The sequence below is a fragment of the Flagellimonas sp. 2504JD4-2 genome (assembly GCF_053642935.1).
The window spans coordinates 640179-666137 of the sequence record NZ_JBSIOV010000002.1; the positions used below are offsets into that span (position 1 = coordinate 640179).

The 25959-nt window shown below is 40.3% G+C and carries 15 protein-coding genes; 1 reads left to right on the plus strand and 14 read right to left on the minus strand.

Annotated elements, in window-relative coordinates:
• Window positions 1-3: 3 nt before the first annotated feature.
• The 14 genes from ACULLH_RS09610 to ACULLH_RS09675 form a co-directional block, all read right to left on the minus strand.
• Entirely contained in the window at window positions 4-1554 is a 1551-nt protein-coding gene (locus tag ACULLH_RS09610) for a sulfatase family protein (RefSeq protein ID WP_454088527.1), read from the minus strand.
• Window positions 1555-1635: 81 nt separating this feature from the next.
• Window positions 1636-3576 (minus strand): hypothetical protein, encoded by a 1941-nt coding sequence (locus tag ACULLH_RS09615; RefSeq protein ID WP_454088528.1) that lies wholly within the window; start codon window positions 3574-3576, stop codon window positions 1636-1638.
• A 10-nt stretch (window positions 3577-3586) separates the two neighbouring features.
• Window positions 3587-4780, minus strand: coding sequence for a DUF4249 domain-containing protein (locus ACULLH_RS09620; protein WP_454088529.1), 1194 nt, complete (start codon window positions 4778-4780; stop codon window positions 3587-3589).
• Between the two features lie 3 nt (window positions 4781-4783).
• Window positions 4784-7582: a TonB-dependent receptor gene (locus ACULLH_RS09625; protein WP_454088530.1), complete on the minus strand. Its 2799-nt coding sequence runs from the start codon at window positions 7580-7582 to the stop codon at window positions 4784-4786.
• Complete coding sequence (locus ACULLH_RS09630) at window positions 7569-8264, minus strand: hypothetical protein (RefSeq protein WP_454088531.1); 696 nt, start codon at window positions 8262-8264, stop codon at window positions 7569-7571. Before ACULLH_RS09630 ends, ACULLH_RS09625 begins: the two co-directional genes overlap by 14 nt.
• A gap of 273 nt (window positions 8265-8537) precedes the next feature.
• Window positions 8538-10133: a sulfatase family protein gene (locus ACULLH_RS09635; protein ID WP_454088532.1), complete on the minus strand. Its 1596-nt coding sequence runs from the start codon at window positions 10131-10133 to the stop codon at window positions 8538-8540.
• An 11-nt stretch (window positions 10134-10144) separates the two neighbouring features.
• Window positions 10145-12001, minus strand: coding sequence for a glycoside hydrolase family 36 protein (locus ACULLH_RS09640; protein WP_454088533.1), 1857 nt, complete (start codon window positions 11999-12001; stop codon window positions 10145-10147).
• 44 nt (window positions 12002-12045) lie between these two features.
• Window positions 12046-13275, minus strand: coding sequence for a multiheme c-type cytochrome (locus tag ACULLH_RS09645; protein WP_454088534.1), 1230 nt, complete (start codon window positions 13273-13275; stop codon window positions 12046-12048).
• A gap of 54 nt (window positions 13276-13329) precedes the next feature.
• Entirely contained in the window at window positions 13330-16638 is a 3309-nt protein-coding gene (locus ACULLH_RS09650) for a VCBS repeat-containing protein (protein WP_454088535.1), read from the minus strand.
• A gap of 100 nt (window positions 16639-16738) precedes the next feature.
• Entirely contained in the window at window positions 16739-18628 is a 1890-nt protein-coding gene (locus ACULLH_RS09655; RefSeq protein WP_454088536.1) for a RagB/SusD family nutrient uptake outer membrane protein, read from the minus strand.
• A gap of 11 nt (window positions 18629-18639) precedes the next feature.
• Window positions 18640-22119: a TonB-dependent receptor gene (locus ACULLH_RS09660; RefSeq protein WP_454088537.1), complete on the minus strand. Its 3480-nt coding sequence runs from the start codon at window positions 22117-22119 to the stop codon at window positions 18640-18642.
• 183 nt (window positions 22120-22302) lie between these two features.
• Window positions 22303-23406, minus strand: coding sequence for a FecR family protein (locus tag ACULLH_RS09665; RefSeq protein WP_454088538.1), 1104 nt, complete (start codon window positions 23404-23406; stop codon window positions 22303-22305).
• Between the two features lie 226 nt (window positions 23407-23632).
• Window positions 23633-24232, minus strand: a complete 600-nt coding sequence (locus tag ACULLH_RS09670) for an RNA polymerase sigma-70 factor (RefSeq protein WP_454088539.1) — start codon at window positions 24230-24232, stop codon at window positions 23633-23635.
• 84 nt (window positions 24233-24316) lie between these two features.
• A complete protein-coding gene (locus ACULLH_RS09675) occupies window positions 24317-25267 on the minus strand; it encodes an NAD-dependent epimerase/dehydratase family protein (protein WP_454088540.1) in 951 nt (316 codons plus the stop codon).
• 168 nt (window positions 25268-25435) lie between these two features.
• Between ACULLH_RS09675 and ACULLH_RS09680 the strand changes: the two genes are divergently transcribed.
• Window positions 25436-25897, plus strand: a complete 462-nt coding sequence (locus tag ACULLH_RS09680) for an Lrp/AsnC family transcriptional regulator (protein ID WP_454088541.1) — start codon at window positions 25436-25438, stop codon at window positions 25895-25897.
• Window positions 25898-25959 lie beyond the last annotated feature (62 nt).

Here is a 25959-nt window from a genome sequence, read left to right on the forward strand (position 1 = left end):
TGATTATTTAAGTTCCAATTGTTCTATTTCGTCAAATTTTGTACCCCGAATCTCTTCAAAGATGGCAATCATCTCCTTCAATTTTTCAGGATTACTTTCTGCCAAATTATGTTCTTGGCCCAAATCGTCTTTAAGGTTATACAACTGAAATCCATCGCCGTTTCCCAATTCAATGTTGACAAATTTGCTTATCGCAGGTCCTTTATAGGGTGGAATCATGGCCCAATCTCCTTTTCGAAGCGCCGTTCTTGTTGAAGCTTCTAAAATCAGCTCCTCTCTTCCATCATCACTTTTCCCTAACAACACATCCAACAATTCTTTGCTGTCGTGTGTCTGAACGTCACTGTCTACCAATTTGGAAAGTGAGGCCAATAAATCGACCTGACTTACCAAAGCGTTTGAGGTTCCAGGCGTAATCTTTCCTTTCCAATAGGTAACAAAAGGAACCCTTGTTCCCGCTTCGAAAAGACTGTATTTACCTCCACGCAGCGGGCCTGCAGGTTTATGTTCCCCCAATTTTTCAACCGAATCATCATAATATCCGTCGTTGACCACAGGACCATTGTCACTTGAAAATACAATCAAAGTGTTTTCCAACACACCTTCCTTTTCCAAGGTCTTTATGAACTCGCCCACACACCAATCTGCTTCAACGATAACATCTCCTCTCGGCCCCATTCCACTTGACCCAACAAATCTTTGATGCGGTGTCCTTGGAACATGGGGTTGTTGTAAAGCGTAATACAGAAAGAATGGTTTATTCTTATGCTCCTTTACATAGCGCTGAGCCTCCGCCAAAAAAGTATCGGCCATATCCTCATCTATCCATTTGGCCGCCTCTCCGCCTTTCATAAAACCAATACGGGATATTCCATTGATAATACTATTGTAATGCCCATGATGCCATTTCATTTTCAACATTTCAGGATTATCCATTCCCGTTGGCTCGCCCGGAAAATTCTTTTCATAATCTATCTCAATCGGGTCATTCGGGTCCAAATTGACCACGTCACCATTTTCGATGTAAACAGTAGGCACCCTATCTTGGGTAGCGGCCATAATATAGCTATAGTCGAAACCGACTTCATTAGGACCTGGGCCAACCTTTTGATTCCAATTTACATTTCCGGTGCCGAGGCCAAGATGCCATTTACCAACAATTCCGGTCTGGTATCCCTTTTGTTTTAGCATTTTAGGAATAGTCATTTGAGCCGTATCAATTATTAAGGGAGCGGTTCCCGGAAGTATTTTTGCACGTTTATTTCGCCAAGGATATACTCCTGTTAAAAGGGCATATCGACTTGGTGTGCAGGTTGCTGAGGAGGCATATCCATTGGTAAATTTCATCCCTCCATTGGCCAATTTGTCAAAATTGGGTGTTTTGAGCTCGGTAGCTCCGTAGGCCCCTAGCTCGCCATAACCCAAGTCATCTGCATAAATGACCACAATATTTGGTATTGAAACGGTTTCTTCCTCAGACGGGGCTAGCTCTTTTTTTTCAGTTTTACAGGCAAATACCGCCATCAATGCGGCTAATAAAATGTTCTTGTTCATGTTGGTTATTATATATGGTGTTTAATGGTTATTTATTATTTATTTGGTTTGAACAACGATTGATGTCGGAAAAATAACTTTTCATTCGACTTTAATGATTTCTGAAAGCGACACAGGTTTTCCATCTCTGGTGTAGCCTTGGACGACAATCCTAAAATCTCCCACATTATCACTTGTGTAAAAGCCTACTTCTGTTTTCTTCTCTTTTATCTCCAACTGTGGCTGCCAAAATAATTGATATCTGAAATCTGGATATTTTCGTTGGGCATCCGTAATATCATCCCCATAGCCCTGAAAGAAATACTTTTTTTTACCCAAAGATGGCAACAATCTTTCCTCATAAATGCCATCCTCCTCAAAAGACGCAAAGTTTTGATCTCTTGTTGAGATCGATAAGACACCATGAAACACTTGTGCTCCTACATAATACTTGTCCTGCGAAACAGTAATACTTTCAATCTGCTTGATATCATATTCCAGTAAATTATTGATGTCTTTTACAACGAACCCATCCACAAGTACCAAGGGAACTTCGTTTGAATCTACAAAAAAGGATTCCGTTCCCCTTATTTGGATTTTGTAATCATCCTTTTCTTTCTTAATCCACACATTATCCAAAATCTCCACAATGGTTTCTCTTAGGTTGGAAAATCGCTGATAATCATCCAAAAGATATACATCTGATAGATCTTTGAGAAGTTTATGCTCAGTGTTTTCAATTATCGTACTGTCATTCCTTTTGTGGAAATACGCGCTTTCAATCTGATTATGCACATTGCGTTCCAATATAATTTTTACCATGTCAGGTGAGATCTTAAGCTGTTCAAAGGTGAACTTCTCATGGTCTATCTGATTTGGTTTGTCAAGTACAATGCGTGTACCATCCGCATTATCCCCTAAAACCAATAATTGCATTTCACCTTTTCTATCCTCCTCATTTATATTTACAAAAAATCTTCCTTTCTCATCAGTAATAGCGGTTTTTATCACAGGATAGGTCTTGGAAAGCGAAATGGCAACCTTTTGATCGGATAACTGTCCACTTCCCGACACCAACGTTCCCGTTATCAGTTCGCCCCGTAGTTCAGGTAAAAAAATGGAACCTCCAAGCTTTACTTGATTTAAACCACTTTGTATAAGGAGCATCTCATTTATAGGATTTGGCAATGAAGGCCTGGGTAGGGAATCAATTTTTCTCACCGAAATTGAAAAAACACCTTTAACCAAGGGTGCTGTATTGTTGCTAATCTCAATGCCTACAAATTCTCGTTTGCCGAACGCTTTTTTGGGAAGGACTATCTCAAAATCATTGTATTCAGCTTGTACGGTAAAATCCATGGTTGGAAGCTCTATTTTGGCTATAGAATCCCTAGAGTGCCTATCCTGATCAGACCATAAAGAATCTGGAACCCCATTGAGCAAGGTGTTTATCAGTTCTTCTTTACTGTACTTTCCTTTAGGTATGGTGATTTGGTAGAATTCTTCTTCTTTCGGTAAGATAGTATCCGCTGTAGCAGTTTGTATGGGAAGGATTGAGTCCGTAGGTTCTTGCTCCTTTGTAAATCGCATGGAAACATCCAGCTCTTTATATGGGTTTACTATGGTGATATCGGTATTGAAAAAAGCCTCCTGTCCCATGTTAAGCATCCAACGGGTGTATCCAATCAGCTTGTAACTCCCAGAAGGTGTTGATGGGGGGACAAAAAATTCACCTTGACCCTGTCCTCCGTTAAGTTTGATTTTATGTTTGAAGATTACCTCGCCATCGCTTCCTACCAATTCAATATAAGCAATTTTGCTAATAGCACTTGGTGCTCTGGACGAAGCTTCTAAACAATACAATTTATAATAGAGGTATTCGCCCGACAGCAAAAAAGTGTCATTGATGTGCATGTAAACATGTTCTTGGGGAATAGACCGATAACCTTCCAATTCATTGGAGTCTTTTATTTGATGTTGTGCACATACGGAATTTGCGATTCCAATGCATATCAAAAAAAATAAGGCTATCGTTCTTATCATTTTGTTTGATTTATTCTTCCCAAAAATCAGGAACTATATTAGTACCCAAGGCCGTACAGTCACCACAAACCCTGGGTTGTACAATGTATGTCACCCCTCCATTTCCATTATCCTGAAAACCAGCAAGGCTTATTTGCTGCTCATTTATGAGTCTGACCAATTCCCCGTTATCGGGAACAACAGTAGTTCGACACTCATCAATAAAAGTTGGTAACTCGTCATCCGGAAAGAAATCTGTATAATTAAAAAAGGTTCTTCTTTCTGATACTGATGACACCTCAAAAATTCCAACTACCCTTTCATTCGAACCATCTTCAGGAACAATATTGCCATTGATGAATCCTGGTTGGGTTTGGGAAAATATACTCTCCGACCCTGAAAATTCACTTAGTTGCTCATAAAACTCATAGGCTTCCCTGCCCAGTACAAATTGCTTTACCAAAATGCTATACCGATGGGAGATGATATAATTGTCTTTCCCCAAAAAATTGACCGTAAAACCGGTAACCCTATCTTCACTAGCATTTGTCGTATTCGTTAGGATTATGCTGTTCGAGCTTTCTGAAGCGAAACACACTCTTTTCTCTTCAGTATGCGGTAAATCCGTTACGCTCGGAGGATTCTCGCTTAGTATTACCAACTCATTGGGACCCCACTCAGGCGCTATTACTTTATAGGTTTCCTCAAATTCATATTTGTAATACACAGAATTTCCGGTTGGATCAAAACTATCCACATTGATATTTACACCATCCAAACCGCTATCTGTTTGTGTGAGTTCTGCATAGACATTGTCAATTTGGATGGTCTGGGGCAATCGGACCGCTGTTGAGCGATAACTTCTACCTTCAAAAGTTGAGATTTGTAGTTCGTATGTACTATTGGCTTGAGCGGCAAAAGCTATATCTGTTCTGTACCTTCCTGGTCCAATCTCGAAAAAGGGAATTGTCTGTTGATCGTCAATCACAACACTTACGTTGGCAAAACGCTCAGGAACCGGTCCATCAGTATCGGATTGGGAAGACCTGCTCAATAAAATCTCATGATTTTTGAGTTCGTTGGTAATTGTTGCATCGACCACAAGCACACTGTCCGAACCGCTCACATCAATAGAAATAGGTTCCGTGCATCCAAATAAAAGAACCAAAGCAAAAGATAGCATCCATGCGGCAAAATTTCCTCTATGTGGATTGGAACTGGTCATGCGTTAGAACTTAAAATTATAGGTTATGGTCGGGATCGGTATGGAAAATATTGAGCTTTGATACGCTTGCAGCCTTCCATTTTCAGTGACAAAAAACACGGAATATGGATTGTTCCTTCCCAAAACATTATAAACGGATATATTCCAAAAGCTATGGGCAAACTTTTTGATCTTATGATTTCCCTCTATGTTGAAACTTAAGTCCAAACGATAGAAATCCGGAATCCGAAATTTATTTCTGTCGCTGAAAAGTGGAAATTCTGCTCCATCTAAAAAATATGTGCCAATAGGAAAGGTAACCGGCCGACCTGTCTGGTAAACAAAATTGGCGGAAAGGCTGAACCTTTTGGTGAACTTGTAATTGGTCACTAAACTTAGATCATGGGGCTTGTCAAAATTGGAAGGGAAATATTCCCCGTTGTTCACCTGTTCTTCAATAAACGGGCTATCCAACTTTGTAAATGACCTCGAATAGGTGTATCCTAGCCAACCATTAAGTTTTCCTTCATTCTTTTTTATCAAAAATTCAACTCCATATGCTTTTCCATCACCTTGCAATACTTCCCTTTCGATGGACTCATTCAATAGCAATTGTGCGCCCACTTTATAATCTAATAGGTTTTTGGACTTTTTGTAGTACCCCTCAAGACTTAACTCAAAAGTGTTATCATTAAAGTTCTTAAATAGTCCAACTGAAAATTGTTCGGCCCGCTGGGGCTCGACGTTTAAATCAGAAAGTTTCCAGGTATCGGTTGGAGATACGGTAGTATTGTTCGAAAGTGTATGTATATACTGATAGGTGTTATTGTAACCGGCCTTCACCGAGAAATCAGGTGTGAGAAAATATCTTGCCGACAACCTTCCTTCCAAACCTCCATAAGTTTCTATTATTTCATTGGAACCAAATTCCCGGACTTCTATCAACGTACCTTCACTTTTTGGAGCATCGTCGGCATAAATAGGTTGTGAAGATTCCCCCAGCGCGGCAAACAAGGAATATCGCAATCCAATATCCAGGGAGAGGTTCTCATCCACCTTCAGGTTGTCCGAAACAAAAATTGCGGACTCCAATCCCTTTTCTTTTTGAATCTCCAAGGGTTCCACTATCGAGTTAGCGCCGATAGGATCAATATATCCCGGATCTACATTGTAGAGCTTGCTAGAAATACCATAATTGATGTTATGCGAATCATTAAAAAGATGAAGCACTTTTGCCTTTAATTCCGTTTCATTGATTCTATAGCCTAAATCAAAATTTCTATCTGCATCCCCATCAAACTCGATATTGAAGTCATATTGACTGTTGGAAAGGGATATGCCCAAGGTATTTTTTTCATTAAGTTGATGGTTCCACTTGAGGGAAAAAAGCCTGTTTCTATAGCTGAATATGGAGTCAGAGGTAATGCTGAAGGCATCACGACTCAAATAGGCCGTCGCCTCTAGTGTACTGTTTTCGTTTAGCTTGTCGTTGTATTTTGCAATAACGTCAAAAAAAGACGCCTCACTATTTTTTAGTTCTTCATCATCCAACGCACGCAAAATCCAATTGGAATAGGTAGTTCTCCCCCCGAATAAAATTCCCGATTTGTTCTTAACTATAGGGGTTTCTATGGTAAGATTACTAGTCACAGGACCTATAGCCGCTTCTCCAGTGAATTTTTCAATGTTCGCCTCCTTGGTTTCAATATCGAAAACCGATGATAACCTACCACCAAATTCCGCAGGAATATTGCCTTTGTAAATGGTCACATTACCTGTAACAAACGGATTTAGAGCGGAGAAAATGCCAAAAAAGTGACTTGGATTATAAACGACCGCCTTATCCAATAAAAACAGGTTTTGGTCCGTACGCCCGCCCCTAACATTATATCCTGAGGCACCTTCCCCCGCATTTGTGATTCCAGGTAAGGTAATCGCGGTCTTTAGAATGTCCCTTTCACCCAAGACCAACGGTATCGTTTTTATCTCCGCGACATCAAGTTCAACAACCCCTGCAATCACATTTTCCACGTTCTGGATTCTATTGCTCTCAACAACAACCTCATCCAACTGCTCTGCGCTGTCCGTCAAACCGAAATCCAAACGGCCATCATTATAGATTATGACCCTCTTTTGCATGGTTTGGATCCCAATAGCCTGAGCCCTAACAATATTGACTCCAGCTGGAATTTCAATTTCATAATATCCTTGTGCATTGGTAACAGTTCCCAAGGACAACTCCTGAACCACAATTGCCAAGTTGGGAATGGGCTCTCCTGTGTTTGAATTGGTCACCGTCCCACTTAATTTGTATTTGGCCTTTTTTATACCCCGTTGTTGCCGACCTATTCGCACAGTCTCAAGGGCTTCATCCTGCTGTTCTTTCTCTTCCAAAAAAAGGGTTGGTTCGTCAATGGTGATGGGTGAAATTGATAAAGTATCCAGATTTTCTTCAACACCATCTTCCAGAAATTGAAAGCTCTCAGGCAATTCATCTTGAATCACCACATTAGGGGTCAATATGATGGTGTCCGTATTCAATACATAAAAATTGATCAAGGTATTCTTAAGTACTTCCTGCAATATCTCGGTTACCGGTGCATTGTCAAAGTTGCCAGAGATTATGTCAGCTCCCAACCATTCCTCGTCGTAGTAGAAATTGTAGCCCGACAGCTCTTCAATCTGCAAAAGGACTTCTTTTCTGGTCTTATCTTCGAAGGCAATTGAAATGTCTTGTTTGGTTGATTGTGCCCAAGAATATTGGCATACCATTAGGGCAAAAGTAAGTACTCCCCAAAAATACCTGCCTTTACTCATCATCATGCGTTTCACTTAATTTTCCTTGGAGAAAGTCAATCAATACATCTATAGAGGAATCATCAACCAATTTTGCACCTCTTCCCAGTTGCTCGACAACAATTTTTAAATCATAATCCGGGAATATGTTGGACACCTCCTTTATTCTCTTAAGAACAAAGAATTCATTCTTATATTCTAGGATAAATGTGGGGTCCAAATCTTCAAATTCATCATAGGACACGGTGTTTCCCAGACTATTGACAAGTCTTTTTCCATGCTTTTTCAGAATATTGAAAAAAGGAGTTGTTCGATAGATTTCATAAAATCCAGCCGAAATTCCGGTTTCAGAATCCTGTTGAGCAACATTCTTGAATCTATGCTGCTCTATGGCAAAGCTGTCTACATGTTCATTGCGTAAAAGCAACGGAATCCCTCCTAGCTCGTTTTTAACTTGAAGGATAAGGTTATCACCATGAACATCATATTTTAGATTGAGGTTAAAGTACGGTTGGTTGTTAAAATACACCTCTCCCGGACGAAACTCCGGGGAAACAAAAAATTTAGTCTTCGTGCTTTTTAGTCGATGTTTTTCTGTATATACCTGTCCATAATGTATGTCGGAACTTTCAATGCCGGTGATATTATCAAACCAATTGTGAACGAACACATTCTTCTGCAAATCTTGTCCCAAAGCTGATTCAAACACAAAGAAAATAAGACAAAGGAATATCCCTAAAAACCTAGAGTTTTTATTTCGGTGAGCTATAGAAGACGTTTTTGACCAACTCTTCATAATCAAGGTGATAAAAGCACAACTCGCTTTGAAACCAAATAAGAAAGGTAGATATAAATGTAGTTTTTATACCAAACACGAACAAATTTAACACGCTCGCATCACCAAAATCAGGACTTTTAAAAACAAATGAAACAATTAGGCACCCTTTCTGCATGGTTCCTATTGCCCTCGAGGTTTCTCAAATCACAATGTGGTGGTTTCCTTCACGCTTGAATCAACCAGTTTGGAAGTTGAACTTTTAAAGTGAAGCAGGGAACCTTCCAAATTAGGGTACTTTTCCCTTAAAGGTTCATATTCTGGGTTTACACAATGCGCTCCCCAAATACCTAGCATCAATTTCAGACCTTCCTCATTCTCGGCATACTGGCCCTTATCATCAGTATCCAAAATCCATTGGTTAAGAATGGAGGAATATCTTTCCTGTACACCCTTATAGGTTGGGTCATTTGCAAGATTGTTCAACTCGAAGGGGTCATTCCTTAAGTCGTACAATTCTTCAGCAGGTCTTATATCGGACATAAAATGTTCTTGGTCTTCATTTAGTAATTTATCGGCATACAATTGCCGCATCACCTTTACAAACTCAACATTATTCACATCCATGTAGGTCGGTTGGGTATAAGGTCTGTCCGTCATAAAATTTCTGATGTATTTAAATTCCTTTGATCGAACTGATCTAATACGGTCTATGGTAAAATCGCAGCGATCTCTAATCGAGATGACATATTCCCGTTCTTCTTCAGTATTGCTAAAAATATTTTTTCCTTCCATGTATTCCGGAATGGAAATATCAGCTAAGGCCAGGGAACTTGTTCCCAAGTCAAGTCCACTAACTAGCTTGTTACTAATGCTTCCAGTTCCTATTTTTTCTTGTTTTTTGGTGAAGTCGGCAATAATCAGGGGAACATGCAATCCTCCGTCGTACAAGAACTGCTTATTCCGGGTAATGCGCATGCCGTGGTCCGAGAAAAAGAAAACAATCGTATTCTCCAAAACCCCGCTTTCTCTTAGTTTCTTTATGATGTCACCAACTTTGTCATCTGTAACTTGAATGGCATCCAGATGGTTCGCGTATTCCTCAACAATGGTAGGGTGATCCGGAAGGTAAGATGGCAGCTCCACTTTAGATCGGTCTACTGGATTTTTAACGTCATCCTTAAATTTTGAATTGAATATTTCCTTTCCCCCATATAACTGCACTTGTCCAAAGAAAGGTTGTTTGCCACTCAATGTGCTTAAATCCAGTCGCACCCCACTTTTTCCATATAAGGGATGTAACCTGTAATCTTGACTGTACAAATCCCTTCTATCGTACATGAAATTGTAGTCATCCTTGCCATTATTAAAGGTGAAGTAACCGGCTTCCTTAAAAATTTCTGGAATGGTCTTGAAGTTTTCAGGCAAATAAATTGCTGACTCCTTTGTTCTGGAACTATGGTGGTTATGGGCGCCAAATGTGGTTGCCATCACCCCAGTTATTATACTCGACCGACTTGCAGAGCATACTGGTGCCGGCATATAGACATTGCTATACAGCGTTCCAGTAGCAGCCAAACTGTCAATATTTGGGGTTGCCACAATGGAAGTGCCATAACTTCCCATCAACGGTGCTGTGTCTTCAAGATAAATCCACAAAATGTTGGGTCGTTCCTTGGTTGCTTCTGGTTCTTTTTTATCGATACAAGAGGTATTGATAAGACATAAAAATGCAGTTATAAGACCAAACACTTCTTTAGTCTTTATAGTCGGTATATTATAAACTGTTCTTGAAAAAATCATTTTAACTTGTTTTAGTAGGTATTGGTAAATGAAATCAATCCCGAAGGGGGTACGTTTATTAGATGAGGTTCTTTTTTCATTTCCATTACCCCCTTCTCCACTTCAGAACCCATACAATCCTTTACTACGTATTCATAATTTTTTGATGGCCCTTCTGTAATCACTATTATTTGAGCGGAACGTTTGGCGTTCAAAATATCCACTTGGTCAAACTTTTCAGTTTGAATGTTTACAACTTGGTCATTATAAACCGCTGTTATCTTCTTGCCATCTTTACTCCCTTCCAAAACAGGATAGTTTGTCAACGGACCAGTTGGATGGAACTCCCCATCCAATAGGACATCTCGGTTTTTAAGCCAGTAATTGGTATAAAACTTGATCATTTTAAAATGATCTTCAGGAATATCCTCCAACCTCACTGAAATCTGTGGAACGGAATACATCACATTGAGCATCTGAAGCGCAGCTACCTCAACAGGTTCGTCATAATGCCACATTAACATATCAGAATGCACTGCAGTATTGCCACTCAACATTCTTAAATCGGAAGTTCGTATTCTATTCACCGAAGAGAGATTGGGACAATCTGTAGCCCTGAACATATTGCCGTATTTTCGCATGGCTGGACCAATGTAGGGCTGTCGAAACTCGATCATGATATCAGGTTTGATTTCCTGAAGGGCTTTCATCAAATCCGTCATTAAAACATCCGTAGCCTCGTTTACAGAGGCATAATCACGACCATCCTCAGTTGTAAGTTCGGTCTTGTCATCAGATACAAAGCGCCCTATGAAATCTAATTTGAAACCATCTAAATCCCATTCTTGGGTGGCATCGACATAGGTTTTGATAATAAACTCCCTAACTTCTGGATATCTTGGGTCCAAAACATAGGTTCCCTGTCCATTCCAGTACCTCAAAAACTTGCCCTTCATTTTGGTGTATGCTGCTGATTTTTCGCCAGCAAACGGAACGGCGTACCACAAAATGAATTTCATTCCCAAATCATGCACTGCTTGTACAAATTCCTTCATTTCAGGAATTCGCTCCGGTTCCCAATCCCCAGTATAAGCGTAACCTCTGTTACTATCCAAGGTTTGCCATCCATCGTCCACAATAATTGATTCAAATCCCATTTTCTTGGCCAACTTGCACTCTTCCAACAAATCTTTCATCGAAACATTTTGATGATAACTGTACCAACTTGAATAAACAGGCATTCTTGCTACTTCCGGAACCGATGCTGGTTTATATAAATCAAATGAAGCCCACCAATCGGCTACCTCGTTCAATGCTTTGGAATATAATTGTGGTCTGCTATCAAATCGGATTTTAACCTCATAGTTTTTGACAGGGCGGTGTTTTTCAGAGAAAAACCTAATCTCGTTGTATACCATTCCATCTTCCTCTTTGATTCCTGTGCTTAATACAACCGTATTCAGAGCTTCTGACACAGAAAAATTAAGTCGGTTGATATCATCATGACCAAACAGCGCAATTACAGGAGCTTGTTTGGCCAACATAGAATATGTTTTTGAGGGACCCCAACTTGGACCGATGGTTTTATCATTAAAACTACCTGTTCCCCAATGGCCAGCAATGTCGCTCGAAGGTAAGTTCCATTTCAAGGCGAATTGTGGTGGAACACTTCCCTGTTCAGTGGATAGGGAAATAGTTGCTATTCCCAATCCTTCCGAAACTTGCTCCAGCTCTATTTTGGCATCGAATTCCGAAAAGTCCCCATGCAACTCCACCTGCTGACCAGCAAGTTCAAATTCCTTGTATGCATTTTGGGCCACACTCCTCAAACAGAAAAGTGCCAGCAGCAATCCGCAGGTAATATGTTTAAAGTAAAATGATATTTTCATAGATTTTGTCTGTTGTTTATTCTTTGGAGGTTAATTCTTAAAGTTTATTCTTCGGTATCCCATTGTCCATCTTCATAGATTGCAATCAAGTGCGTCCGTACAAAAAAGGAGGTCTCCACACTATCTTGACCCACCTGAGCCGTCATTATTTTTGAAGGAAAACTTGGCATGTGACATGATATGCAGTTGTTTTCCCTACGTGTCATCTTATGGGATTCAACAGTGCATATTGCCGTGTTTGTATTATGGCACTCCATGCACTTTTGGTTAAAAAGGATGGTGTTTCCCCGTTCATTTTTATGTGGGTCATGGCATGTACTGCAATCCATTGTGCTTGCCTGCTTAAAACATTCACTTTTCGTCAGCAAACCATACTGATTCCCATGAACATCAAGGCTGCCATTCGAATTATTGCCCTCTACGTTCTTCGCATACTCATCTAAATGCTCTCCCGTTAAAAAAGAAAAAGGACCGCCTTTCAACGTGACTTCGCGGAGTCCAGAATGGCATTGCGCACAGATATCCAAACGCTGCTGCCTAGTCAAAATGCTCAATTTCAGCATGTGTTTGGGTTCTGTCACCTCTGGATTTTTTCTATGGAAAGCAACGTGTTTTGCCGACGGTCGATGGCATCTTTCGCAATCCACCCCGTAAATCATTTTTTCCTTATCATAGCTGTTTCCGTTATTGGTATTGAGATTTGTGGCAAAGGTCAAATGACATTTTAAGCAGGCATCATTTATGGGTCTTTTAAAGTTGTACGTTGGATAGCCCGGGCTATTGATCCAACTATCGGATGGTGTATGATAGGAAGGTTGCAGCTGAAACAACGCATTGTCTTCCCAAGTCAGATACGTTTGACCGCGAACCCCCGAGCCAATGGCAATCTCAAAATTTGATGGAGGAAATTCAACATCCCTATTTTTAATGTGGGAATATTGAAAAAATGAATCCTTTTCCCGCTTCATGGTAAACTCAACATCCTTTAAATCCAGCTTATTTGAGCTCTCTTCGAAGCTACCCTTGATAGTTTCAGCAGTTACCAGAGCGGAAGTTTTAAAATGAGCTGTTTCCAAATGAGTGAGATAAATATCACCATGGCATTCCATACATGCCTGTGAACCGATAAATTGCTCGCCATTAAAATGGGTTGCAACAACTTCAGGGTCGTGGTAATCCGATTCAATTTTTGGATTTTTGCAATAGTAGAACAGCGCTACAAAGAGCACGATCAACAAAATGGCAATGCTATTTGATAAGCGCTTTTTGCTCATTTCAACCAATTATCTGTAATAACTGCCTTAGACAGCAGTACAATTCCTCTAGAACTAATTCACCTTTATCAATTGCACTGGGGCATTGTTTTTTGCAACAAGTATATGGTCCGTTCCATTTTTGGAAAGTAATTCCATATCACGTACATCCCCGACAATTTTTAAACCAGATTCCATCATGGTTTTGGCCTTGAAATTCCCAGTTCCATCCCCTTGAAGAAAAAGTCCGAAACTGGCATCGTTTCGTGGTGTTTCCACTTCAGAATTGTATAGGTTTCCAGCTAAAACTGCATCCAAATTACCATCCTTATCGAAATCCTTCACCACAAATTTGTTGATACTTGATAGTTGTGCCAATTGAGGCAGAGTCTTGGCTACATACCTGCCATCCTTGTTTTCAAGATAAATACTTGCGAACGAAGTAATTTCATAGCTCAAAGATTCTTCGAGCATTTGCGTTGTATAGATTTGGTTCAAAGAAGCACTGGCAAAGGAATTATAATCCTTGAATTTATGTTTGATTGCGGGCATTTGCTGCGAAGAACATTGACGACCACGCACAGGGAATTCAGTATCCCCTTTTTGATAGCTCAATACAATATCTGCTTGGTCATTACTGTCAAAATCATTAAGGTAAATTTTGAAAGGGTAGTCGACACTTGCTTGATATTTGTAATTTTTCCCCAGGTTCCCCACAATAAGATCTTGATCGCCATCATTGTCGAAATCTCCTTTTTGAATATCAAACCACCAACCAGCGAGCTTATCGTTCAACAATTGGTCGGAAACATCGGTAAAAGTTCCTTCAACATTTTTATAGAATTTAATGGGCATCCATTCCCCTACAATTACGAGGTCTTCCCAACCATCATTATCAAAATCTACCCAACTTGATGCCGTTACAAGCCCTATCTCTTTAAGATCTGGAAGGACTTTATCCGTCGCAGGGACAAATTTTGGTCCGGAACCATCGCTTACATTTTCGAGTATGTAGGAATCTGCTGGATAAGGGTATTTTTTAGGAATCAATCGTCCGCCGACAAATAGGTCCAAATCACCATCGTGGTCAAAGTCTGAGGCACTTACGTCCAGCCCACTATTCTTTGTGTCTGGAATAGCATTTTTGTTTCTCCGGAAGTTATTATTTCCAAGATTTTCATAGAAACGATCTTCGTACCCCAATGAACCAGCGCTAAATTCGTTTCCTCCCGAAGCGATATAAAAGTCATTATCACCATCATTATCAGCATCGAAAATCAATATTCCGAGATCTTCATAATATTTATCTGCTGCCAAATCTGGAATGGAAAGTACTGAGAAATCACCTTTTTCATCCTGAAGCAAAACAGAAGCCGAGGTGCCAATGGAACTTCCGACGATATAATCTTCCCTGCCATCTTTATTCAAATCGCCAGTGGCCAAAGCGGGACCCAGTGTAGAGTTTTTGTGCGGGAGTAAAATCTCAATGTCAAAATCATCAAACGGATTTTCTTTATGCACGGTGGGGTTGGGGAAATCAATCGTATGAAAGTTCTTAGGTTTTTCCATGGATTGTGCCAAATCCTGGGCCTCAAGGTCAGCATCTTTATAAACAACGGTCAGCCTTTGGTTGGCTTTAACATTGTCAATCTTTGTTATACGCCCATTAGGCCAATTAACCAAAACGCTGTCCACTTGCCGTGACTGACCCAGACCAAAATGAAGCAAGGGAGTTACGGAAGACAAATAGCCACGTACCACGTTATGTTCTTGAACCTGTACCCCTTCAGTGGTATGTATGGACACTGAACTTCCATTGGGCAAAACCTTCCCGTTCCCATCCAAACTAACGGTCAACTGGTTAGTTTTGGCACTGTTGTTTCGGTATACGCTCGCAATATCCTCCAAATTGTTAATGACCAAGTCCAAATCTCCATCATTGTCCAAATCTGAATAAGCTACGCCATTGGAAAAGGTTTTTTCTTCAAATCCCCATTCCTCAGATTTTCTGGAAAAGGTAAGGTCCTTGTTGTTATGGAACATATAATTGCTCAATTTCTCCGAGGGTAGTTCGGCCAAAATGTTTAAGAGACCTGCTTCTTCTTCTTTGGTTTCATAATCAGGAGAGTTTTCCAACTCATCAAAGAAGGATCTATATTTTGCATAAAAATCCTTATTGTTCACATCACGTCTAATTCCATTGGTGATAAAGAGGTCTTTCCATCCATCATTATCAAAATCCGCCAATAAACCTCCCCAGCTCCAATCAGTCGAAGAAACACCTGCCAGACGAGACACATTGCTAAATAATGGTAATTCGTTTGTAGTATTGCCATTGTTAAGTTGTAGGGAGTTCTGCATATATTGGTGGTGCAGCCCCATATTTACGGATTGATAGAAGGCATCGGGGTCCATAGAAGACATATTTGCCTTGGACCGGAAATTGTCTTCTGAAGACATATCCAATTGAAAAATATCCATGTAGCCATCATTGTTGAAATCGGCGATATCGGCACCCATTCCGAAAAAGGATGTTTGCTGTAGGCTTGTATCGATTTGGTTGGTGAAGGTTCCATCTTGGTTATTGATGAACAAAAAATCGGGCGCATTAAAATCATTGGAAATAAAAATATCGGAAAACCCATCGTTGTTCACATCCGAGACTACCACACCTAAGCTTAGCCCGAAGTTGCTTAAACCAGCCTCAACGGTTACATCGGTAAAGTGCCCATTATCATTTCGATAAAGACGATCAGAATCTTTTAGTTCATGGTTTTCTAACATATAGGCATAATAAGGAACTGGAGCGATAAAACTGGTCGGAGGGTAATTGATAACATAGAGATCCAAGTCACCATCTTTATCATAATCAAAGAAGACAGATTGCATGCTATGTCCATCGCAATCTATGCCATATTCTGCGGCCTTTTCCGTAAATGTGTTATCCTGATTGTTAATGTACAGTGCATTATTGTGTGGAGCATTTTTTCCATTGACGGAGCAATAGATATCCAAATACCCATCTTGATTGATATCCACAAAAGTAGTTCCCGAATACCAGCGATCATCTCCTTGAATGCCCGCAATTTCAGAGATATCCTCAAATTGCATATCGCCCTTGTTCAAATACAGTTTATTGGGAACCATATTCCCAGTGAAAAATATGTCCTCTAGACCATCATTGTTGATATCTCCTATTGATACACCTCCACCCAAATACATATAGGGATAGGTAAAGTAATTGTACTTATGGGTTTCAGTAAGCTGATTTTTAAAATCGATACCTGTTTCATTCGAGGCCAATTTTGTGAACTGTATAACCGATTGTTTTTGACAAGATGTTATCAAAACCATCAAAAGAATAAGGGATAGTACATTTTTCATTTGAGATCAGATAGTTTAAGGAACATTAAAAATAAGAATAGCTCCGTACATAAGGATACGGAGCCATTCAACTTATTTGAGCATAATAAGAATTAGTTGACTAGTACCCTGGATTCTGAATCAAAGAAGGGTCTTTGTCAATTTCTGTTTGATCAATGGGCAAGAAATAGACTTTGTCCAACCATTGCCTATTTTCAAAGACGATATCGGTGGGCTGATAGGTATAATCCCATTTTGTGGGGTCATATCTGTAATTATCTACCACTTCCCCTGCCTTCTGCGTAGCTTGAATCAAGACCGTTTGCACCTGTTTATCCAGGGAATACGGTCCTTCCAGCCATCGCTTCATATCAAAGAGTCGGGCATCTTCGTTTACCAGCTCTTTGTCACGTTCCCTGCGGTACAATTGTCTTAATGCATCACCAGTTTCGGTAACAGCGGGTAAGCCGTTTCTAAACCTTAACCTGTTCAACCAAGCAATAGCTTCGGCCTCATCACCCAATTCGATATTGGCCTCAACAAAATTCAAAAGAATTTCAGATTGTCTTATGTAGGGCGCATCTATCTTCTGCAAGTTATTTGGCCAAGAGGCTGGTTGGTTTGGATCCGAGAACTTTCTGAAATAGTATCCAGTTCTAGATCCGTTCCAATCCTCTATTGGACCTTGACGTGTATCCACCCCATTTTTAATAGGCGATCCGTTAAAATCCGTGCCATCTGTAAAGGTATAGAACCCGGTTTGGATTTCGTTGAAATTATCATGTACCACAACATCATCCGTCCGTGGCTTCCAAGGAGCTCCATCATATAGGATTGTGGAGTAGAAACGAGGCTCCCGATTAACATACGGATTGGCTGCATGGACAGGGTTGCCCCAATCGAATGCCGTTCCATCGTCCATTGAATATTTGGAAACCAATGCCTCCGTTGGTGTTGTTCCGGCCCATTCATGGTAACCGTTGGGTCCCTGGTTCAAAGCGAACATTCCTGGTCCTTGTGACCATCCATCTCCACCTTCATAGGTTCTTGAGTTAAAACCAAACTCCTCTACCAAACGTCCCCAAATAAAGTCTACGTTATCCGCACCTTGCAGCCACATATCATCATAGTTCTGCTTGGCCTCATCAAAAGAAGCTGGTGCGTTATAATCCAACTTATAGCCCGCATGCTCATCCAGTAAAGCCTTAGAGGCTGCTTCCGCCGCTTGCCATCTTGCTGCTTGGGTACCACTGGTATATTGAACCAGCTCTTTATTGGCATAGCCGGAAATGGTTGATATTGAGGCTGTCTTGGCTGCATCATACAGATCACTGGCTGCATGGGTCAATACTCTTGATTTTAATGCCAATGCGGTGAGTCTATGTGCTCTTGCAGGACTTACCGGGGCATCATCCAAAAGTGATATGGCTTGATCAAGATCAGAAACAATCAAGTTAATCGTTTCCTCGAATGAAGATCTCGGGTTATTGGCCTCACTATCAAGATCAAAGGCATCTGTTGTCAATACCAATCCTCCATACTGTCGCATTAAATTGGTATAAAAATGCGCTCTCATAAAATAAGCCTCACCCAACAACTGATCCACAACGTCTTGATTAAACCCAGCTTCATTAGCCGTTAAATTAGTAATGGCCAAATTAGCTCCGCGGATGAATTTATATAGTTCACTCCAGTTATCCAACCAGTCTCGTGTCATGTAATTTCCTCCAGCTGTCATTTTCCCTTCAGTATAGCCATCCACACCACGGCCAGGGTGGGTAAAGACTGCATTATCGGTAAAAGCATCTGAAGTTTCTTCTTCTGTAAGAGTACCCGCCCATGTACCTTGGTATAAATCAAGTACTGCAGCTTGAGCTAGGTTTAAATCACTCCATACGGCATCTTCCGCAATTTCATTTAGCGGGGTTGTGTCCAAAAAGTCTTCATTGCACCCAACTGCTGCAATAGCAAAGAGGGACAATGCTGTTAATTTTAAAATACTCTTTTTCATTATAAGAATTTTTAAAAAGTTAGTTGAAGTCCAAGATTGAAAGTTCGTAACGATGGATACGCACTACCGTCCGTTTGTCTACCTCCACTTACCCCAATTTGGGTGCCACCTTGGTTAATACCATTGTTGTTAAGCACATCATTTCCAATGTCCAATGTTTCTGGATCAAAAGGGAAGTCGGTAAAAGTCAAGAGGTTGGTACCAGAAGCTGATATCCTAATGCTCTTAGCTCCGATTTTGTTTGCAAGAGCCTCATCCAAACTATAGCCAAATTCCAAAGTCTTCAGACGGATATAGTCTCTTGTAAGCAGGTATCCATCAGTTTGTCCAGAATACCATTGGTCTCCTCTATCAGCCAATCTTGGAAGCGGCGCGTTGATATTGTCCAAGGACCAAGCCCTGTCACGTACATCACGTTGTACGTTAGCTAAGGTACCAGACATAAATGACCATTCATAGTTAATGTAACCACCAGCACCACCGGCCCAATACATGTTGAAATCAAAGTTTTTATAATTCAAGGCTGTGTTGATACCATATTGAGTATCTGCAAAGGCACTACCACCGGTACGTCTCTTATCCGCATCCGTAATTCTGCCATCACCATTAAAATCAACAACTCTAGCGTCTCCAGGTCTTAGGATAGGAGCTACATCACTATAATCCAAAGTCTCCGCATCAATTTCAGCTTGCGTACGGAAAACTCCGTCAAACTTGTACAATAAAGGTCTTCCTATTTCACCTCCCGTTTGCCTTTGCCATGGACGATCATCCAGAGCTGGCTCATCGAAGAAGGTCAGTTCGTTGTTGGAATCACTAAAGTTAACTGTGACACTATAGGTCAATCCAGATTCAGTACCTCCATTATATCCAAGTGTAATGTCAAAACCTTTGTTTTCAAACTCCCCTATATTCAAGTCTGGAGGATTAATCCCAGTGTATTCAGGTAAAGTTGCAAGAGGTTTTGTTAAGATATCTTCCCTTGTATTAATGAAGTAATCAAATCCTACCGTTAATTTATTATCCAGGGTCTTAAGGTCAAACCCTACGTTTGTGGAGGTAGCCGTTTCCCAAGTAATGTTGGGGTTAGCCACTTTATTTTCGGTGGCGGTAGTTACTATGCTCTCCAACGCGGTAAATGACAATTCATAGGATGCATTAAATTGATAAGGGTCTACCCTATCGTTACCCATTTGTCCCCATGAGGCTCTTACCTTGAAGAAATCCAACCACGGTGCCGCTTTTTGAAAGAAAGGCTCTTCGGACATAATCCAACCCGCAGATGCTCCTGGGAAAAATCCAAACCTAGTATCCCTAGGGAAAAGGTCCGATCCATCGTATCTAAAAAGCAATTCCAGTAAATATTTACTTTTATACGTATAATTCATACGACCATAGTAATTTAAACGTGCACGTTCAAAGGCGTTACCTTGACTAAATTGTCCTTCGGTACCACCAAAATCCAACTGGGCAAGGTCACTTGATAAGAAAAAACGCTTGAAAGCTCTTGTAAAACTCTGTTTGTTTTCTTCTTTGGTAACTCCCCCAAGGAATTTCAAATAGTGCTCGCCAAATTCTTTTTCATACGATGCGTTGAATGTAGCTGTGAAATCGGTTCTATCCGTGAAATCTTCAGTTAAACTTGGGTCTCCAGGACCTCGTTGGGCTTCAGTTAAACCGGATGAATCCCTATTTACACCATCCCAAGTATATAATGTCCAAGGTCGATTCCATAATGAACGCTTATAGCTAAATCTATCGTAGGAAACATTACCTCTTAGTTCCAATCCATCAATACCAGGAACTTGTAAGGTAAGTCCAATGTTACTTTGGGTATACGTTCGATTGTTGTCATCATATCCGGGTGCTTCGGTGACCCTTACGGCTGGGTTGTTTCCATTTTCAATATCAGGACCGAGCTCACCCGTTGGCCAAAAAGCAGGGAACCAGGGGTATTGCCTAATAAGATCCCCAATCACATTTTGACGGGTGGCGGTACGGTTATCCTCATTTCTACCATATAGTCCAACATCCAGTTTCAAATGCTTGTTAATGTTTGCGTCCAAATTCAATCGCAAATCATACATTTCAAACCCTTTTGGTGCTCCGACAAAATTGATGGCTTGGGTAAAATGACCTAATGAGGCCAAATAACTTATGTTTTCGGAACCACCAGAAATCTGGATATTTTGACGTGCGATTGGAGCATCTTTACGATGCAGTTCATCAAACCAATCCGTATCGGGATATAACCACGGATCGGTCCCCGCGGCAGTATTCTCAATTCTTTCCGTTGGAAAAGTTGGGTTTACAACCTCGCCGTTATCCGATCGCGTGTAAGGCGCGCCACGTCCTGCGTGTGCAGCTTCCCATTCTGAAACCGGTAATTTGTACACATTAAGTACGTTTACCAAATCCATATATTCTGCTCCTGTCAACATTTCCGGAAGTGTGGTAAAGCTTTGAAATCCATAAGTGGTATTTAGCTTTACAGTGGGAGCTCCCTTCTTACCACGTTTGGTTGTAATCAGGATAACTCCATTTGCCGCCCGTGCTCCATAAATAGCTGCGGAGGCATCTTTTAATACAGAGATACTTTCTATATCGGCCGGATTAATTCTTGCAATACCACCTGCTCTGTTGGGAATCCCATCTATAACGACAAGTGCGGATGAATTTCTGAAAGTATTTGTTCCACGAATTCGTATTGCACCCGTATCTGAGCCAGGTTGGTTACTTCCAGTATCAACAAAAACCCCAGCAACTTTTCCAGAAAGTGCCGAAGTAAGGTTGGGAGAGGAAGATTTTTCAAGTGCTTCTCCAGTGGCCGTGGCAACGGATCCCGTAAGTGTCTCTTTCCTTTGGGTACCATAACCTACTACAACTACTTCGTCCAAGCTTGCAGCATCTTCTTGCATAACCACATTAATAGTCGTGTTGTTCGTTACCGTGATTGCCTGTGTTTTCATGCCCAAATAGGTAAATTCCAAAACTTCACCTGTAGCTGCTTGGATGGCATAGTTTCCATCAAAATCTGTTTGTGTACCGATTGTGGTTCCTCTCACCACAATATTTACGCCCGGAAGAGGCTCTCCACCAGTATCCGTTACGGTTCCAGTAATATCCAATTGGATTTCTTCAACGGAACCATCCGGCTCAATGGAAACCTTAGGTTTTACTATAGATTTTTTAGGTTCTAAGCGCAGTACTATTTGCTTTCCTACAATTTCATAAGTTATCTCAGTATTTCTAAAAAGTATATGAAGTATTTTCTCGATTCGGCTTTTGTTCACCTTTATCGATACTTTGCGCTTTAAATCGATCTCAGAGTTCATATACAATATTTTAAACTCTGTCTTTGACTTTATTTCATTAAAGACTTCCGCCACACTCACATCGGTGAGGTCGAGGGAAACCTTGGTAACCTGCGAATAGCTGCTCGCATTAATCTTAAATAGAGCAACTAAAAGAAAAATAAATGTCAATCTCATCTTTAAGTCCATTCTAGGAAAGAATCTCGTCTTCCCTAAAAAACACAAATAATTATTCATAATTTTGAGTTGATTTAGATATTTTGTTTGATTATTTAAATTGTTTTTCTAATCAGGGAATGTTGCAGCATTTCCTGATTTTTTTTGGTCATTTAAGTTGTTTTTGCATAGGCATTGTTTGAATTATGGGTTAATTGTTATGTAGTTTCCATTTACCTCATAGACAAATGGTTTGTGTTTGCTGAAAGTTCTTAGAATATCATACACGCTCTCAATATCAAAGTAGCCAGTATATCTATTGTCGTTGATAGCGGTGTAGTTATTTGTGATCGAAACATCGTAATGTCTTTCCAATCTTCTTAAGATATTTTCCAATCGCTCGTTCTCGAACACCAAAACACCATCAATCCAGGCAATGTATCCCGATACGTCAACGGATTCCCTATACAATCGACCATCTTTGCTCAGCGAGGCCTTTTCGTTTGGTTTCAGCAAAATTTCCTCCCTGCTGGTACTGTCTTTTTGAACCCCTATGGAACCACTTACCAGAACCACTTCATGAATATCATCTTCCTTGTAACTGTTAATGTTAAATTCGGTCCCATAAACCTTAGTGGTAAGACCATTTGCCCGAACTATGAATTCACGATTTTCATCTTCGGTAACATCAAAGAAAGCCTCACCGTCCAAGAAAACCTCACGTGACATGCCTTCCATAAACTTGACAGGGTATCTTAAGGTAGCGCCAGAATTCAGGTGAATTTTAGTGCCGTCAGATAAAACAAGGTTAAACCGTTTTGAATAGGGAATGTGCAGGGTGTTGTAAGCCAGTTCATCTCCTTGGGAATCTGTATACGATATTCCATCCGCTTCTTGCTGCCCCAATATTTGACCGTCAGAGCCTACAATTTCTTGACTACCGTCGCTTTTAATTATTTTTTTTGTACCATCACTTAACTCCAATACAATTTGGTCCTTTGGTAGTTCCACAACTACTTTGTCATACAAAAGTCCCACAGCCAATCCCATACCTATTACTAGAATAGCGGCATACTTAAAGTTGGTTCTGATATGTTTTTTTCGCTTTAGCTCTCTAAGTCTTTTTTGAACTTTCTCCCAAGCTCCTTCCTTGTCACCATCGACCTCCATGGATAGGCTCCATATTTTTTTGAGTTCGATGAATTCCATTTTGTTCTTGGGTGAAGCGTCCATCCAATCAAAAATCATTTTGACTTCGGCTTCAGAGGCTTTTCCAGAGAGATATTTGTTGATTAGCTTATTCTCCATCTAATATTTTATTCCGATTTGAAATTTCCTTGATCTGTTATATCCACACTGTTGGTTCATAAATCACAATCAGCTAAAAGTCAGAAGGGCGGGGCTCGCCCCCCTGAAACTTTTAACTAACTCAAACTAACTTAAAAAACCTTCAGAGTACGCTAAACCTGATGTTTGCTTATTAGTACACGTATAAACCCAATTACCCTATATTGGGATTGTGCTTTTTTGTCTTCTAATGAAAAATTAGGAGTAGTAAAATGGATATGTAATTGGAAAGACTGTGCTTAAGGCTTCTCATGGCACGTGTCATATTTGCTTCGACAGCTTTGACAGAAATACTGAGTTCCTCTGCGATTTCCTGATTCTTTTTATTGTCCAAACGACGCATGTTGAAAACATGCTTGCACCTTTCGGGTAGTTTTTTGATAGCATTTTGAATCAATATTTCCAATTCGGAAAGGGTAGCAGTATCAAACTCCATGGCACGAAGCACCTCGAGGTTTATTTGTCTTTCCCGTTGTTTTATATATTGATTGTTATACTTGTGAACTACTTTTTTATGACGGAGGAGATTTAGGCAATTGCTTTTTGCAGATGTGTATAAAAAGGATCGGACCCCTTTGGGTTCCTTTACTTTTTCTCTATTAAGCCATAGATTGACGAAGGCGTCCTGTGTCACATTTTTAGATTCATCCAAATCGCCAATGAACTGCATACAAAAACCCACAATCTGATCGTGATAGCGATCAAAAAATGATTTGAAAGCGGTTTCGCTGCCATTTTTAAATTGCTGGAATTGGTATTCTTCGTGTTTGGTTAGCCTGCGTTCCATGGTCAATAAAGTTAGTTCTACATCATCCAAAATTATTTATGTGTACCTACACATTTTTGCAACAATATATTTTTAATAATCGATTTATGCAAAATCCGCATAATTTGCTTCTAGATTATCTATCATAGTATCTGTAATTCGGGATAAATCATATTGGGGCCTCCAACTCCAATCCCGTGTGGCCTCATTATCTTGCACGCTTTTGGGCCACTTCGCCGCAATTTCCTGTCGATGATCTGGAGCATATTCCACTTCAAATTTTGGATATTTTTCCCTAATCGATGCTGTGATCTGTTCGGGAGAAAAGCTGATTCCTGCAATATTGTACGATGTTCTTACTCTTATGTTTTCCAAAGGTGCCTCCATTAGTTCCAGGGTCGCTCTTACCGCATCATCCATATACATCATAGGTAGGGTTGTTTCCTTATCTAAGAAACATGTAAAAGGCTCACCTGCAACTGCTTTATGAAATATCTCAACGGCATAGTCCGTAGTGCCACCTCCCGGTTGGGATTGATATCCTATAATTCCCGGATATCTTAGTGACCTAACATCCAAGCCATACTTATGAAAGTAGTATTTTCCCCAGTTTTCACCAGCAGCCTTACTCAATCCATAAGAAGTCAATGGATCTAACAAGGAATCGTTGGGGGTGTTTACAGAAGGCGCTCCATCACCAAATACCGCGATGGAACTTGGATGAAAGACCTTGGCCACTTTGTTTTTCCTTGAAGCCTCAAGCACGTTCAACAAGGCCTTCATGTTAATTTCCCAGGTTTTAAGTGGATTTTGCTCTCCGTTTGCAGATAGGATCGCAGCTAAATGAAATATCTGCGTTACCTTATATTTTTGGATGGTCTCCTCCAATCGGACCTCATCGGTAACATCTAAAATTTTAAAAATTCCTGAAGTAGATTCGTTTGGCCTTATGTCAGTGGCAACCACATTTTTCAAACCATATTTGAGTTGGAGCGCATCGGTCAATACCGTGCCCAATTGTCCACTGGCTCCAGTTATCAAAATAGAAGGGGTCATATGCTGCTTTAAGCGTTTGTTCCTCCCAAATTTATGTTAAACAGATTAAATAATTGAAAATTTTGTTAAATAAACATTATTTTACTGCTAAATGTGATAATTCCGTAATTTTTACTTAATAAGCGTTCTGTTGACGTTTATAAGCAGGAAAGATTATTGAAGACTTTTATGGACAAACTGGATAGCACGGATATTACCATCCTTAGGATTTTACAAAAAAACTCAAAGAAGACCGCAAAGGAAATTGCAGGGAACTTAAATCTCACCGTATCCCCGGTTTATGAACGTATCAAACGATTGGAAAAGCTCGGGTACATCCGAAAATATGTTGCCATTCTAGACAAAAAGCGGATAGGATTACCCGTTACTGCCTTTTGCCAGGTCGCCATGCGATTCCACGAATCTTCCTTTATCGAAAAGTTTGAGGAACAAATACGAAGCCTCGAGGAAGTACAAGAGTGTTTTCACATGGCCGGAAAAGTAGATTTTATCTTAAAGATAAATACAGAAAGTCTGGAGGCATATCATGATTTTGTCAAATACAAGCTTTCAAAACTTGAGAATATTGGAGAGTTAAATAGCACTTTTGTCTTAAAGGAAATCAAACATTCGTCAGAATTCAACATTTAGGGAATGTCGAAATTACCTATCCAATCTTGACATCCATCAAAACCAGAGACAAATATTTTTAG